The sequence below is a fragment of the Streptomyces sp. BK022 genome (genome assembly GCF_004217355.1).
GTDB lineage: Bacteria > Actinomycetota > Actinomycetes > Streptomycetales > Streptomycetaceae > Streptomyces > Streptomyces griseoluteus.
Genome location: NZ_SHKU01000006.1, coordinates 156,336 through 170,887, shown reverse-complemented (window position 1 = coordinate 170,887; position 14,552 = coordinate 156,336). Strand labels below are relative to the sequence as shown.

Sequence of the window (14,552 nt, the reverse complement as noted above, 5' to 3'; positions counted from 1 at the left end):
TGCGCCATAATGGCTTGTGAATGTGAACGCTTTCACAAGCTCCGACCGGATTGCTCCATATGTGGGGGGCATAAGCGGCGAAGGCCGCACCGGCACCGCGAAGTAAGGAGGGGTGACGACGTGGAACTGGCGTTGGCGCCGGAGACCCTGGCGCGCTGGCAGTTCGGCATCACCACCGTCTATCACTTTCTGTTCGTCCCCCTGACGATCTCCCTGGCCGCCCTCACGGCCGGGCTGCAGACGGCCTGGGTGCGCACGGAGAAGGAGGTCTACCTCAGGGCCACCAAGTTCTGGGGCAAGCTCTTCCTGATCAACATCGCGATGGGCGTGGTCACCGGCATCGTGCAGGAGTTCCAGTTCGGCATGAACTGGTCGGAGTACTCGCGCTTCGTCGGGGACATCTTCGGCGCCCCGCTGGCCTTCGAGGCGCTGATCGCCTTCTTCTTCGAGTCGACCTTCATCGGGCTGTGGATCTTCGGCTGGGACAAGCTGCCGAAGAGGATCCACCTGGCCTGCATATGGATGGTCTCGATCGGCACGGTCCTCTCGGCGTACTTCATCCTCGCGGCCAACTCGTGGATGCAGCACCCCGTCGGCTTCCGGATCAACAAGGAGCGGGGGCGCGCCGAACTGACCGACTTCTGGGCCGTGCTGACCCAGAACACCGCGCTCGCCCAGGCGTTCCACACCCTCTCCGCGGCCTTCCTGACCGGGGGCGCCTTCATGGTGGGCCTGGCCGCCTACCACCTGGCCCGGCGCCGGCACATCACGGTGATGCGGACCTCGCTGCGGCTCGGCCTGGTCACCGTGGTGATCGCCGGACTCCTCACCGCCATCAGCGGCGACACCCTCGGCAAGGTGATGTTCAAGCAGCAGCCGATGAAGATGGCCGCCGCCGAGGCCCTGTGGGACGGTCAGAAGCCCGCGCCCTTCTCGGTGTTCGCCTACGGCGACGTGGACAAGGGCCACAACACCGTCGCCGTCGAGGTGCCGGGTCTGCTGTCCTTCCTGGCGAACGACGACTTCACGTCCTACGTCCCCGGCATCAACGACGTCAACAAGGCCGAGCAGGAGAAGTTCGGGCCCGGGGACTACCGGCCCAACATCCCGGTCGCCTACTGGGGCTTCCGCTGGATGATCGGGTTCGGCATGGCCTCCTTCACCCTCGGGGCGCTCGGGCTCTGGCTGACCCGGAAGAAGTTCCTGCTCCCCGGGCACCTGCGCACCGGCGACGACGAGGTGCCGCATCTGGTGCTCTTCGGGCGGCGGACGCTGGGCCCGAAGCTCACCCCCTGGTTCTGGCGCGTGGCCACCTGGACGATGGCCTTCCCGCTGATCGCGAACTCCTGGGGCTGGATCTTCACCGAGATGGGCCGCCAGCCCTGGGTGGTCTACGGCCTGTTCCAGACCCGTCAGGCGGTCTCCCCCGGTGTCTCCCAGACCGAGGTGGCCATCTCCATGGCCGTCTTCACCGCGCTGTACGCGATCCTCGCGGTCATCGAGGTCCGGCTGCTGGTCAAGTACGCCAAGGCTGGGCCCCCGGAACTGACCGAGGCCGACCTCAACCCGCCCACGAAGATCGGCGGCGACCACCAGGACGCCGACCGGCCGATGGCCTTCTCGTACTAGCGCTGGGGGAACAGCCATGGAACTGCATGACGTCTGGTTCGTCCTCATAGCCGTGCTGTGGACCGGCTACTTCTTCCTGGAGGGGTTCGACTTCGGGGTCGGTGTGCTGACCCGGCTGCTCGCCCGGAACCGGCCCGAACGGCGAGTGCTGATCAACACCATCGGCCCGGTCTGGGACGGCAACGAGGTGTGGCTGCTCTCCGCGGGCGGTGCGACCTTCGCCGCCTTCCCGGAGTGGTACGCCACCCTGTTCTCCGGCTTCTATCTGCCCCTGCTGCTCATCCTGGTCTGCCTGATCGTGCGGGGTGTGGGCTTCGAGTACCGGGCCAAGCGGCCCGAGGAGAAGTGGCAGCGCAACTGGGAGTGGGCGATCTTCTGGTCCTCGCTCATCCCGGCGTTCCTCTGGGGCGTGGCCTTCGGGAACATCGTGCGGGGCGTGCGGATCGACCGGCACTTCGAGTACGTCGGCGGGCTGGCCGATCTGTTCAACCCCTACGCCCTGCTCGGCGGCGCGGTGACGCTCACCCTGTTCACCTTCCACGGGACGGTGTTCACGGCGCTCAAGACCGTCGGTGACATCCGCACGCGGGCCCGGACCCTGGCCCTGCGCCTCGGCCCGGTGACCGTCGTGGCGGCGCTCGGCTTCCTGGTCTGGACCCAGCTCCACAGCGGGGACGGTGCGAGCCTGGTCGCCCTCGTCGTGGCGGCCCTCGCCCTGGTCGGCGCACTGGCCGCCATCTGGTGGGTGCGGGAGGGATGGGCGTTCGCGCTGTCCGGGGTGACCATCGCGGCCACCGTGGCGATGCTCTTCCTGTCGCTGTTCCCGAATGTGATGCCGTCCACCCTCGACGCGGACTGGAGCCTGACGGTGTCCAACGCCTCGTCGAGCCCGTACACCCTGAGGATCATGACCTGGTGCGCCGTCATCGCCGCCCCGCTGGTCATGCTCTACCAGGCGTGGACCTACTGGGTCTTCCGCAAGCGCATCGGTACCCAGCACATCGCCGAAGCCGCACACTGACCGCCTCAAGGGTATGTTTCACGTGAAACACACTCTCGGGACTGAAGGACACGTTTCACGTGAAACCGATCGATCCCCGCCTGCTGCGCTACGCCCGTGCCACGCGCTTCTTCCTCGTGGCGGTCGTCCTCCTGGGCGGGCTCGGCGCCGGCCTGGTCATCGCCCAGGCCATGCTGATCGCCGAGGTCGTGGTCGGTGCCTTCCAGCAAGGCAAGTCGGCAAGTGACCTGGTCACGCCGCTGGCCCTGCTGGCCGGAGTGGCCTGTGGGCGGGCGCTGGTCTCCTGGCTCACGGAGCTGGCGGCGCACAAGGCCAGCGCTGCCGTGAAATCCGAGCTGCGGGAGCGGCTGGTCGAGCGGGCCGCGGTGCTGGGTCCCGGCTGGCTGAGCGGCCAGCGCACCGGCTCACTGGTCACCCTGGCCACGCGCGGGGTCGACGCCCTGGACGACTACTTCTCGCGGTACCTCCCGCAGATGGGGCTCGCCCTGGTCGTTCCGGTGGCGGTGCTGGCGCGGATCGTCACCGAGGACTGGGTCTCGGCGGCGATCATCGTCGCCACCCTCCCCCTCATCCCGGTCTTCATGATCCTGATCGGCTGGGCCACCCAGTCCCGGATGGACCGCCAGTGGTCGCTGCTGTCCCGGCTCTCCGGACACTTCCTTGATGTGGTCGCGGGGCTGCCCACGCTGAAGGTGTTCGGCCGGGCCAAGGCGCAGGCCGAGTCCATCCGCAAGATCACCGGCGAGTACCGCCGCGCCACCATGCGGACCCTGCGGATCGCCTTCCTCTCCTCCTTCGCGCTGGAACTGCTGGCCACCCTCTCCGTCGCGCTGGTCGCCGTCACCATCGGCATGCGGCTGGTGCACGGTGGGATGGACCTGTACATCGGCCTGGTCATCCTCATCCTGGCCCCGGAGGCGTATCTCCCGCTGCGCCAGGTGGGCGCGCAGTACCACGCGGCGGCTGAGGGGCTGGCGGCCGCCGAGGAGATCTTCGCCGTGCTGGAGACGCCGGTCCCCGCCACCGGCACCGCGCCCGTCCCGGCCGGCTCCCTGGCCTTCGACTCCGTGACCGTCCGCTACCCCGGCCGCTCGGCGGACGCCGTCACCGACGTGTCCTTCTCCGTGGAACCCGGCGAGACCGTGGCCCTGATCGGGCCGAGCGGCGCGGGCAAGTCCACCCTGCTCAGCGTGCTCCTCGGCTTCGTCCGGCCCACCGATGGACAGGTCCGGGTCGGGGGCGCCGACCTTGCCGGCCTCGACCTGGAGGAGTGGCGCACCAAGATCGCCTGGGTGCCGCAGCGGCCGCACCTGTACGCGGGGACCATCGCGGAGAATGTACGCCTTGCCCGCCCCGACGCGGACGACACCGCCGTACACCAGGCGCTGGCGGACGCCGGCGCGCTGGAGTTCGTGGACGCGCTCCCCGCGGGTGCCGGCACCGTGCTCGGTGAGGACGGGGCCGGGCTCTCCGCGGGCCAGCGGCAGCGGCTCGCCCTGGCCCGCGCGTTTCTCGCCGACCGGCCGGTGCTGCTGCTGGACGAACCCACCGCCGCGCTGGACGGCGCGACCGAAGCCGACGTCGTCGCGGCGGTGCGGCGCCTCTCCGTCGGCCGCACGGTGCTGCTCGTCGTGCACCGGCCCGCCCTGCTGGAGGTCGCCGACCGGGTCGTGCGGCTGGAGCTGTCCGAGCCGGCCGCCGCGCCCGAGCCGGTCACGGCCGAGGTACTCGCTCCCGAACTCGCCGCCGCCGCGGTGGACGCGCACGTGCGCGTCCCCGCCGGCGGTGAAGCCTTCTTCCCCGAGTCGGACGACACGGACGACGATCGGGAGGAACCGGCGCCCGGGAAGGCGACGGCCCGTGAGCGGGGCATCCTGGCCCGCGTCCGTTCCGTGGCCGCCGCCCGGCGCGGCCGGCTGCTCTTCGCGCTGCTGCTCGGCAGCCTGGCCCTCGGCTGCGCCGTCGGTCTGATGGCGACCTCCGGCTGGCTGATCTCCCGCGCCTCGCAGCAGCCGCCGGTGCTTTATCTGCTGGTCGCGGTGACGGCCACCCGGTTCTTCGGCATCGGCCGCGCGGTCTTCCGGTACAGCGAGCGGCTGGTGTCGCACGACGCCGTGCTGCGCATGCTGGCCGACACCCGTGTCGCCGTCTACAGGCGGCTCGAGCGGCTGGCCCCGGCCGGGCTGCGCGGCACCCGGCGCGGCGATCTGCTCAGCCGGCTCGTCGCCGACGTGGACGCCTTCCAGGACTACTGGCTGCGCTGGCTGCTGCCCACCGGCGTGGCGGTGGTCGTCTCCGCCGCCTCGGTCGGCTTCACCGCCTGGCTGCTCCCGGAGGCGGGAGCCGCGCTCGCCGCCGGCCTGCTGCTCGCCGGAGTCGGCGTACCGCTGATCACCGCCGCGGTCGCCCGGCGGACCGAACGACGGCTGGCGCCCGCCCGGGGCGTGCTGGCCACCCGCGTCACCGACCTGCTCACCGGCACCGCCGAGCTGACCGTCGCCGGGGCGCTGCCCTCGCGTACGGAGGCGACCCGGAAGGCCGACGGCACCCTCACCCGGATCGCGTCCCGCGCCGCCGGGGCCACCGCGCTCGGCGACGGCCTGACCGCGCTGATCTCGGGCCTGACCGTCGCCGTCGCCGCGCTGCTCGGTGCGCAGGCGGCGGCCGGGGGCCGTATCCACGGCGTGCTGGTGGCCGTGGTGGTCCTCACCCCGCTGGCCGCCTTCGAGGCGGTGCTCGGCCTCCCGCTGGCCGTCCGCTACCGCCAGCGGGTCGCCCGCAGCGCCGAGCGGGTCTACGAGGTGCTGGACGCCCCGGTGCCGGTGCGGGAGCCCGAGCAGCCGCGCGAAGCCCCCGACTCGCCGTTCCCGCTGGTGCTGAGAGACCTGACCGCCCGCTACGCGGACCAGCAGCGGGACGCGCTCCACGGACTCGACCTCACCCTGGACCGGGGCCGCCGGATCGCCGTGGTCGGCCCCTCGGGCTCCGGCAAGACCACCCTCGCCCAGGTGCTGCTCCGCTTCCTGGACGCCGGCTCGGGCACGTACACGCTGGCCGGGGTACCCGCGGCCGAGATGGACGGCGACGACGTACGGCGGCTGGTCGGGCTGTGTGCCCAGGACGCCCACCTCTTCGACAGCACCGTCCGGGAGAACCTGCTGCTCGCCCGGAAGGACGCGACCGAGCCCGAGGTGCGGGACGTACTGCTGCGGGCCCGGCTGCTGGACTGGGTGGACGGGCTCCCGGAGGGCCTGGACACGCACGTCGGCGAGCACGGCGCCCGGCTCTCCGGCGGTCAGCGGCAGCGGCTGGCGCTGGCCCGCGCGCTGCTCGCGGACTTCCCGGTGCTGGTGCTGGACGAGCCCGCCGAGCACCTGGACCTGCCCACGGCGGACGCCCTCACCGACGATCTGCTGGCCGCGACCGAGGGCCGCACCACGCTGCTGATCACGCACCGGCTCGCCGGGCTCGCCGCCGTGGACGAGGTGCTCGTCCTCGACGCGGGCCGCGTGGTGCAGCGCGGCCCCTATGCCGAACTGCTCGCCGTGGACGGCCCGCTGGCCGCGATGGCCCGCCGCGAGGCGGAGGCGGAGGCCCTCGTCGTGCTGTGACCGGCGGGGGGTCAGACCCGTCCGGCGAGGAGGTCCTCGATCACGCGGGCCACGCCGTCCTCGTTGTTGGCGTGAGTGCGGCCGGTGGCGGCGGCCAGGGTGTCGGGGTGGGCGTTGCCCATGGCGTAGGAGCGTCCCGCCCAGGTCAGCATCTCGATGTCGTTCGGCATGTCTCCGAAGGCGACGACCTCCTCCTGCGAGATGCCGCGCTCGGCACAGCACAGGGCCAGGGTGCTGGCCTTGGAGACGCCGGGTCCGCTCAGTTCCAGCAGCGCGCTGGGGCTGGACCGGGTGACGTTGGCGTGGCCGCCGACGGCGATCCGGGCGAGGGTGAGGAAGGCGTCCGGGTCGAGGTCGGGGTGGTGGGCCAGGATCTTCAGCACCGGCTGGCTCGCCGCGACACCGTCCGGTGCGAGGAGTTCCTCGGCGGGCCGCAGGGTGTCCGGGACCTCCAGGTGCAGCTTGGGATAGGCGGGCTCCTGGTGGAAACCGTAGGTCTGCTCGACCGCGAACAGGGTGCCGGGGGCCGCCTCGCGCAACAGCTGGACCGACTTCAGGGCGTTCTCCCTGGCCAGCTCGCGCACCTTCACGAAGCGGTGGGCGCCCGCGCCGCCGTGCAGGTCGACCACGGCGGCGCCGTTGCCGCAGATCGCCAGGCCGTGGCCGTGCACGTGCTCGCTGACGACGTCCATCCAGCGGGCCGGGCGGCCGGTGACGAAGAAGACCTCGATACCCGCCTTCTCGGCCGCGGCCAGCGCCGCGACGGTCCGCGGGGAGACGGTCTGGTCGTCGCGCAGCAGGGTGCCGTCCAGGTCCGTGGCGATCAGGCGCGGCGGGAGGGAGCCCCCTCCTCGTCCGGACGGGGCCGACGGCTGTGCGGGGGCCGGGGTCCCCGGCTGTCTGGTCGCTGAGGTCACCCGAGCATTCTCGCGCATATGCGCGCACGACTGTGCGGCACGGGGCCCGGATGAGAGCAGGTGCACGTCAGACGCGTCCCGGAGCGGGTCCTGGTCGGCCATCCGGGCGTCGTAGGCTCGTCGGCATGGCACTTCGTCTCAGTACCGTGATCCTCCCCGTCGACCGCTGGAGCGAAGGGGGTCGGGCGAAATGGCAGCGGGCCGAGGATCTCGGGTTCCACGCCGCGTACACCTACGACCATCTGTCGTGGCGCTCGTTCCGGGACGGGCCGTGGTTCGGGGCGCTGCCGACGCTGACGGCCGCCGCGGGGGCGACCGAGTGGCTGCGGCTGGGGACGCTGGTGACCTCGCCGAACTTCCGGCACCCGGTGACCCTGGCCAAGGAGCTGATCTCCCTGGACGACATCTCCGGCGGCCGGGTCACCCTGGGCATCGGTGCGGGCGGCTCCGGGTTCGACGCGACGGCGCTCGGGCAGGAGGCGTGGTCGCCGCGTGAGCGGGCCGACCGGTTCGCGGAGTTCGTGACGCTGCTGGACCGGCTGCTGACCGAGGACGCGGTGTCGTACACGGGCGAGAACTACTCGGCGGTGGAGGCCCGCAACATTCCGGGCTGCGTGCAGGAGCCCCGGCTGCCGTTCGCCGTGGCGGCGACGGGCCCGCGCGGACTGAAGCTGGCGGCGCGGTACGGGCAGGCGTGGGTGACCACGGGCGATCCGAAGCTGTTCGAGACCGGTACGCCGGAGCAGTCGGTGCTGGCGGTGGAGCGGCAGATCGGCCGGCTCACCGAGGCGTGCGCGGAGACCGGCCGCGACGTGGCCGGCCTGGACAAGATCATGCTGACCGGGTTCACCCCCGACCGCGCCCGGCCGCTGGACTCCGTCGACGCGTTCGTGGACTTCGCCGGCCCGTACGCGGCGCTGGGCATCACCGAGCTGGTCGTCCACTGGCCCATCGCCGACTCGGACTTCGCGGCCGACCAGGCAGTCTTCGAGAAGATCGCCATGGAGGCCGTCGCCCAGCTCGGCTGAGCGGCCGGCGGATCTCAGCGCGGCTCGGCGAACCGCAGGTAGCGCGGCGGGACGGCGTCGGTGAGCCAGACGCCGTTCGCGCTGACGTGGAAGACATGACCGTCGCGGTGCATGGCGCCCGCGTCCACGGCGAGGACCACGGGACGGCCACGGCGGGCGCCCACCCGGGTCGCGGTCTCGCGGTCGGCCGAGAGATGGACGTCGTGCCGGTTCATCGGGCGCAGCCCCTCGGCGCGGATCGCGTCCAGGCTGCCGGCGACGGTGCCGTGGTAGAGGTACGGCGGCGGGGTGGCCGGGGGCAGGCCGAGCGCCACCTCGACGGTGTGGCCCTGGCTGGCACGGATACTGCCGCCCTCGACGGCGAAGCGCCGCTTGTCGTTGACGGCGACGACATGGTCCAGCTCCGCGCGGCTGATGGGGAAACCGTGGGCGGCCGCGGCGGCGAGGAGCGTGTCGATCTCCACCCAGCCGGCCGGGTCCAGGGTGATCCCGATGCGCTCGGGCTGGTGCCGCAGGTGCTTCGAGAGGTACTTGGACACCTTCACGGCGCGTCTGTCGTCCATCGCCTCTGGTAACCCCATTCCTCTCCTACGATACTTTTTCTCTCGTATGGTGCTTTTCGTATCGTCCTCTCATGGGGCTGCCCCGTGTTTTCCGCCCATGATCCGCCTCTCCCCAGCCTTCCGGAGAGACGCGGATCACGCACATGATTTTTGTGGGCAGGTTTGATCCACAGCCAATGCCTGTTATCCACAGGCTTTTTGACGATTCTGTGGACAACCAGCGCCCGTTTCAGGCATGTTGATCAACTTCGGTGTGCTTCAGGGCAGATGGAGCTCTCACCGCCGACCGGCTGACTCACAACTTCGGCTCCACCCGGGCCAGTCCGCGCAGTGCCCCCGGCACGAACCGCGCCAGCAGATACGCCCCCCGCGCCTCGGGAGTCACCGGCACCACCGCCCGGTTCTCCGCCACCGCGTCCAGAATCGCCCTGGCGACCTTCTCCGGTGGGTAGTTGCGCTTCCCGTACAGCCGGGACGACCGCTCCTGACGCCGCCGTGCCTCGGTCTCGTCCACCCCTGTGAAGCGCGTCGTCGAGGTGATGTTGGTGTTGACGATGCCGGGGCAGATGGCCGTGACCCCGATGTCCTCGGCGGCCAGTTCGGCGCGCAGGCACTCCGACAGCATCAGCACCGCCGCTTTGGACGTGCTGTACGCCGGAAGCGCCCGCGAGGGCTGGAAGGCAGCCGCGGAGGCGATGTTGACGATGTGGCCGCCCTGCCCCCGCTCCGCCATCCGGGCCCCGAACAGACGGCAACCGTGGATCACCCCCCACAGGTTGACGTCCAGCACCTTGCGCCAGTCGTCCGGAGTCGTGGTGAAGAAGGAGCCGGAGACACCGATGCCCGCGTTGTTGACCAGCACGTCCACCACGCCGTACTCGCGGTGCACCCGCTCGGCAAGCTTCTCCATGGCCTGCTCGTCCGAGACGTCCACCGTCTCCGCCCAGGCCCCCGACGCTCCTGCGGCCACGGCCAGTTCCGCGGTACGGGCAGCCGTACCGGCGTCCCGGTCGACCGCCACCACCCGTGCCCCCGCCTCCGCGAGAGCCAGCGCCGTCGCGCGCCCGATGCCGCTTCCGGCGCCAGTGACCAGCGCCAACTGGCCGCCGAAACGGTCGGCGTGACGACCGCCGCCGCCCCGCGACGGCTCGCCCCGCTCGACGGAGATCACGAACTCCTGGATCCATCGCGCCAGTTGGTCTGGTCGGGTCCGCGGCACCCAGTGCTTGGCCGGGAGCGTGCGCCGGGTCAGCCTCGGCACCCACCGCTCCAGGTCGTCGTAGAGCCGCTCCGAGAGGAACGCGTCGTCCTGCGGGGTGATGAGCTGTACCGGCACGTGCGCGACGGCGTCCGGGCGGGGGTGGCGCAGCCGGGGGCGGACGTTGTCCCGGTAGAGCCAGGCGCCGTGGGCGGCGTCCGAGGGCAGCGTCGCCGTCGGGTAGTCGCCGGCCGGGATCTTCTCGGCCCGCTCCAGCAGCCTGGGCCACCGCTTGCCCAGCGGGCCGCGCCAGGCCAGCTCCGGCAGCACCGGCGTGTGCAGCAGGTACACGTACCAGGACTTGGCGCCCTGGCCGAGGAGCTGGCCCACCCGGCGCGGGGTCGGGCGCTTGACGCGGGCGTCGATCCAGTGGCCGAAGTGGTCCAGCGACGGGCCCGACATGGAGGTGAAGGAGGCGATGCGGCCCCGGGTCCGCTCGACCGTCACGAACTCCCAGGACTGCACCGAGCCCCAGTCGTGCCCGACCAGGTGCACCGGCCGGTCCGGGCTCACCGCGTCGGCCACCGCGAGGAAGTCGTCCGTCAGCTTGGCCAGGGTGAAGCCGCCGCGCAGGGGCTTCGGCGCGGTGGAACGGCCGTGGCCGCGCACGTCGTAGAGCACCACGTGGAAGTCGTCCGCCAGGCGGGCGGCCACCTCGGACCAGACCTCCTTGCTGTCCGGGTAGCCGTGCACCAGCACCACGGTGGGGCGTCCCGGGTCGCCCAGTTCGGCCACGCACAGCTCGACCCCGCCGGTGCGCACCCGCCGCTCACGCGCGTCCTTCAGCGTCACTTGTCCTCCGCCCGCATCCGTCCGACTCCGTCCAGCGAATGTGGCAGTTGTTAGAGGTGGCGTCAATAGGGGAGATCGGGCCTCTCCCCCCAGGGCCCCTCCCCCCAGGGCCCATCACCCCTAGGGCCCCGTACTACCCGAGGCGGACCCCAAGACGGCTCTGAGGTCTGACGACCCGGGTGCCCCTCGTCACTACCGTCGGAGCGTGACTGTGATCGTGACCGAGAGCCTGAGCAAGCGGTTCCCCCGGGTGACCGCGCTCGACCGGCTGTCCGTGGACATCGGACCCGGTGTGACGGGACTCGTCGGTGCCAACGGCGCCGGCAAGTCCACCCTGATCAAGATCCTGCTGGGTCTGTCCCCCGCCACCGAGGGCCGCGCATCCGTGCTCGGCCTCGACGTGGCGACCGAAGGCGCCGCCATCCGCGAGCGCGTCGGCTACATGCCGGAGCACGACTGCCTGCCGCCCGACGTCTCGGCCACCGAGTTCGTCGTGCACATGGCGCGCATGTCCGGCCTGCCGCCCACCGCCGCCCGCGAGCGCACCGCCGACACCCTGCGCCACGTCGGGCTGTACGAGGAGCGCTACCGCCCCATCGGCGGCTACTCGACCGGCATGAAACAGCGGGTCAAGCTCGCCCAGGCGCTGGTGCACGACCCCCGGCTGGTCTTCCTGGACGAGCCGACCAACGGCCTCGACCCGGTCGGCCGGGACGAGATGCTCGGCCTGATCCGCCGCATCCACACCGACTTCGGCATCTCGGTCCTGGTCACCTCGCACCTGCTGGGCGAACTGGAGCGCACCTGCGACCACGTCGTGGTCGTGGACGGCGGCAAGCTGCTGCGGTCCAGCTCCACCACCGACTTCACCCAGAGCACCACCACGCTGGCCGTCGAGGTCACCGACAGTGACACCCACCCCGACGGCACCCGCGCCCTGCGCGAGGCGCTGCACGCGCGCGGGATCGACACCCACGACGACGGCGGCGGCCTGCCCGGCGCCGGCCACATCCTGCTGCTCACCGCGCAGGGTGAGGAGACGTACGACCTGGTGCGCGACACCGTCGCCGGGCTCGGTCTCGGCCTGGTCCGGATGGAGCAGCGGCGCCACCACATCTCCGAGGTGTTCACCCGCGACGAGCAGCGGAAGGAGGCAGTCGGCCATGGCGGTTGACCAGCCCGTCCCCACGGCACCGGCGCCCTCGGGCGACCAGTCCCGCATCCACGACATCGGCTACCGCGGCTACGACGGCCCCCGCCTCGGCCGCGCGTACGCCCGCCGCTCGCTGTACTCGCAGTCCCTGCGCGGTGCCTACGGACTCGGCCGTTCGGCCAAGTCCAAGGTGCTGCCGATGCTGCTGTTCGCGGTGATGTGCGTGCCGGCCGCCATCATGGTCGCCGTCGCGGTGACCACCAAGGCACACGACCTGCCGGTCCCCTACAGCCGGTACGCGATCATCATGCAGGCCGTGATCAGCCTGTTCGTCGCCTCCCAGGCCCCGCAGTCCGTCTCGCGCGACCTGCGCTTCAAGACGGTCCCGCTGTACTTCTCCCGGCCCATCGAGACCGCCGACTACGTGCTCGCCAAGTTCGCGGCGCTCGCCTCGGCCCTGTTCGTCCTCACCGGCGGTCCGCTGATCGTGCTCTTCGTGGGCTCGCTGCTCGCCAAGATGGGCGTGGCCCACCAGAGCGAGAAGTTCGGCCAGGGACTGGTCACCGTGGCCCTGCTCTCCCTGCTGTTCGCCGGGATCGGCCTGGTCGTCGCCGCCGTCACGCCGCGCCGTGGCTTCGGCATCGCCGCCGTCATCGCCGTCATGACCATCTCCTACGGCGCCGTCTCCACCCTCCAGGCCATCGCGGACTCCCAGGGCAACAGCGGCGCGGTGCCGTGGATCGGGCTGTTCTCCCCGGTGACCCTGATCGACGGCGTCCAGTCGGCGCTGCTCGGCGGCACGTCCTCGTTCCCCGGCGGGGTCGGCCCGTCCACCGGCGAGGGCTTCGTCTACCTGCTCGTCGTCCTCGGCATGATCGCCGCGAGCTACGGCCTGCTGCTGCGCCGCTACAAGAAGGTGGGCCTGTGACAACGCTCCAGATCGACCACGTCTCCCGCTGGTTCGGCAACGTGGTCGCCGTCAACGACATCACCATGACCATCGGCCCCGGCGTCACGGGCCTCCTCGGCCCCAACGGCGCCGGCAAGTCCACCCTCATCAACATGATGGGCGGCTTCCTCGCCCCGTCCACCGGCACCGTCACCCTCGACGGGCAGCCGGTGTGGCGCAACGAGGCGGTGTACAAGCACATCGGCATCGTCCCCGAGCGCGAGGCGATGTACGACTTCCTCACCGGCCGCGAGTTCGTCGTCGCCAACGCCGAGCTGCACGGTCTCGGGGCCAAGGCCGCCCAGCGCGCCCTGGCCACCGTGGAGATGGAGTACGCCCAGGACCGGAAGATCGCGACCTACTCCAAGGGCATGCGCCAGCGCGTGAAGATGGCGTCCGCGCTCGTCCACGACCCCTCGCTGCTGCTGCTCGACGAGCCCTTCAACGGCATGGACCCGCGCCAGCGGCTGCAGTTGATGGAGCTGCTGCGCGCCATGGGCGACGAGGGCCGCACCGTGCTGTTCTCCTCGCACATCCTGGAGGAGGTCGAGCAGCTCGCCCGGCACATCGAGGTCGTCGTCGCCGGCCGGCACGCGGCCAGTGGCGACTTCCGCAAGATCCGCCGCCTGATGACCGACCGCCCGCACCGCTATCAGGTCCGCTCCAGCGACGACCGCGCCCTCGCGGCCGCGCTGATCGCCGACCCGTCCACCGCGGGCATCGAGGTCGACGCCGTCGAGGGCGGGCTGGTCGTCCAGGCCGTCGACTTCGGCCGCTTCACCACGCTGCTGCCCAAGGTCGCCAGCGACCAGGGCATCCGGCTCCTCACGGTCTCGCCCTCGGACGAGTCCCTGGAGTCCGTCTTCTCGTATCTCGTCGCGGCGTAGGAGGCCGAAGATGTACGACCCCACAGTCGCCCGGCTCACCTACCGGGCCCTGCTCGGCCGCCGCCGGGCCCTCGTCCTCGGCGCCCTGCCCCTGCTGCTCATCGTGATCTCGGTGGCGGTGCGCCTGCTCACCGGGGCCGACGACCAGGTCGCCGCCGACGTGCTCGGCGGGTTCGCGCTCGCCACCATGGTGCCGATCATCGGCGTCATCGCGGGCACCGGCGCGATCGGGCCGGAGATCGACGACGGCTCGGTGGTGTATCTGCTGTCCAAGCCGCTGAAGCGGCCCACGATCATCTTCACCAAGCTGATCGTCGCCATCGCGGTGACCATGGTGTTCTCCGCGCTGCCCACCCTGATCGCGGGCCTGATCCTCAACGGCAACGGTCAGCAGGTGGCCGTCGCCTACACGGTCGCCGCGCTCGTCGCGTCCATCGCCTACTCGGCGCTGTTCCTGCTGCTCGGCACGGTCTCGCGGCACGCGGTGGTCTTCGGCCTGGTCTACGCCCTGGTCTGGGAGGCGCTGTTCGGCTCGCTGGTCTCCGGCGCCCGGACCCTGAGCGTCCAGCAGTGGTCGCTCGCGGTCGCCCACAAGGTGGTCGGCAGCAACCTGATCACCTCCGACGTCGGCCTCCCGGCGGCCACCGCCCTGCTGATCGTGGTCACCGTGGCCGCCACCTGGTACGCGGGTCAGCGGCTGCGCGCGCTCACCCTGGCGGGCGAGGAGTAGCGACCGCCTTGACG

The 14,552-nt window shown here is 71.4% G+C and carries 11 protein-coding genes; 8 read left to right on the top strand and 3 right to left on the bottom strand.

The features are described from left to right. Positions 1–120: 120 nt before the first annotated feature. The 3 genes from EV284_RS24545 to cydD are packed head-to-tail and all read left to right on the top strand — an operon-like array spanning position 121 to position 6,261. Positions 121–1,629, top strand: a complete 1,509-nt coding sequence (locus tag EV284_RS24545; protein WP_130337771.1) for a cytochrome ubiquinol oxidase subunit I — start codon at positions 121–123, stop codon at positions 1,627–1,629. Positions 1,630–1,645: 16 nt separating this feature from the next. Then, positions 1,646–2,650 (top strand): cytochrome d ubiquinol oxidase subunit II, encoded by a 1,005-nt coding sequence (gene cydB, locus EV284_RS24540; protein ID WP_130337769.1) that lies wholly within the window; start codon positions 1,646–1,648, stop codon positions 2,648–2,650. Positions 2,651–2,709: 59 nt separating this feature from the next. Further along, positions 2,710–6,261 carry a thiol reductant ABC exporter subunit CydD gene (cydD, locus tag EV284_RS24535; RefSeq protein WP_130337767.1) on the top strand — a complete coding sequence of 1,184 codons (3,552 nt, stop codon included), beginning with the start codon at positions 2,710–2,712 and terminating at the stop codon, positions 6,259–6,261. 11 nt (positions 6,262–6,272) lie between these two features. On the opposite strand, the gene EV284_RS24530 is transcribed toward cydD, so the two are convergent. Beyond that, entirely contained in the window at positions 6,273–7,196 is a 924-nt protein-coding gene (locus EV284_RS24530; RefSeq protein WP_130337765.1) for a Cof-type HAD-IIB family hydrolase, read from the bottom strand. Between the two features lie 107 nt (positions 7,197–7,303). On the opposite strand from EV284_RS24530, the gene EV284_RS24525 reads away from it, so the two are divergent. Continuing rightward, positions 7,304–8,206 carry an LLM class flavin-dependent oxidoreductase gene (locus EV284_RS24525; protein ID WP_130337763.1) on the top strand — a complete coding sequence of 301 codons (903 nt, stop codon included), beginning with the start codon at positions 7,304–7,306 and terminating at the stop codon, positions 8,204–8,206. A 14-nt stretch (positions 8,207–8,220) separates the two neighbouring features. Here EV284_RS24525 and EV284_RS24520 read toward each other — a convergent pair whose 3' ends face one another. Continuing rightward, entirely contained in the window at positions 8,221–8,769 is a 549-nt protein-coding gene (locus EV284_RS24520; protein WP_130337761.1) for an RNA 2'-phosphotransferase, read from the bottom strand. Positions 8,770–9,064: 295 nt separating this feature from the next. Further along, positions 9,065–10,819: an SDR family oxidoreductase gene (locus EV284_RS24515; RefSeq protein WP_242625812.1), complete on the bottom strand. Its 1,755-nt coding sequence runs from the start codon at positions 10,817–10,819 to the stop codon at positions 9,065–9,067. 211 nt (positions 10,820–11,030) lie between these two features. Here EV284_RS24515 and EV284_RS24510 point away from each other — a divergent pair, with 211 nt between their 5' ends. The 4 genes from EV284_RS24510 to EV284_RS24495 are packed head-to-tail and all read left to right on the top strand — an operon-like array spanning position 11,031 to position 14,538. Continuing rightward, on the top strand, positions 11,031–11,993 hold the full coding sequence (locus EV284_RS24510; RefSeq protein WP_130338424.1) for an ABC transporter ATP-binding protein: 963 nt from the start codon (positions 11,031–11,033) through the stop codon (positions 11,991–11,993). Continuing rightward, complete coding sequence (locus EV284_RS24505) at positions 11,983–12,900, top strand: ABC transporter permease subunit (protein WP_130337759.1); 918 nt, start codon at positions 11,983–11,985, stop codon at positions 12,898–12,900. Before EV284_RS24510 ends, EV284_RS24505 begins: the two co-directional genes overlap by 11 nt. Next, positions 12,897–13,808 carry an ABC transporter ATP-binding protein gene (locus EV284_RS24500; RefSeq protein ID WP_130337757.1) on the top strand — a complete coding sequence of 304 codons (912 nt, stop codon included), beginning with the start codon at positions 12,897–12,899 and terminating at the stop codon, positions 13,806–13,808. The genes EV284_RS24505 and EV284_RS24500 overlap by 4 nt, the downstream gene beginning before the upstream one ends. A gap of 10 nt (positions 13,809–13,818) precedes the next feature. Further along, positions 13,819–14,538 (top strand): ABC transporter permease subunit, encoded by a 720-nt coding sequence (locus EV284_RS24495; protein ID WP_130337755.1) that lies wholly within the window; start codon positions 13,819–13,821, stop codon positions 14,536–14,538. Positions 14,539–14,552: the final 14 nt, after the last annotated feature.

What these genes read in the sequence shown, in the direction of transcription:
- cydB (WP_130337769.1), top strand. Translation starts at nt 1,646, where the DNA reads ATGGAACTGCATGACGTCTGGTTCGTCCTCATAGCCGTGCTGTGGACC.
- EV284_RS24520 (WP_130337761.1), bottom strand. Translation starts at nt 8,769, where the DNA reads ATGGACGACAGACGCGCCGTGAAGGTGTCCAAGTACCTCTCGAAGCAC.
- EV284_RS24525 (WP_130337763.1), top strand. Translation starts at nt 7,304, where the DNA reads ATGGCACTTCGTCTCAGTACCGTGATCCTCCCCGTCGACCGCTGGAGC.
- EV284_RS24505 (WP_130337759.1), top strand. Translation starts at nt 11,983, where the DNA reads ATGGCGGTTGACCAGCCCGTCCCCACGGCACCGGCGCCCTCGGGCGAC.
- EV284_RS24530 (WP_130337765.1), bottom strand. Translation starts at nt 7,196, where the DNA reads ATGCGCGAGAATGCTCGGGTGACCTCAGCGACCAGACAGCCGGGGACC.
- EV284_RS24495 (WP_130337755.1), top strand. Translation starts at nt 13,819, where the DNA reads ATGTACGACCCCACAGTCGCCCGGCTCACCTACCGGGCCCTGCTCGGC.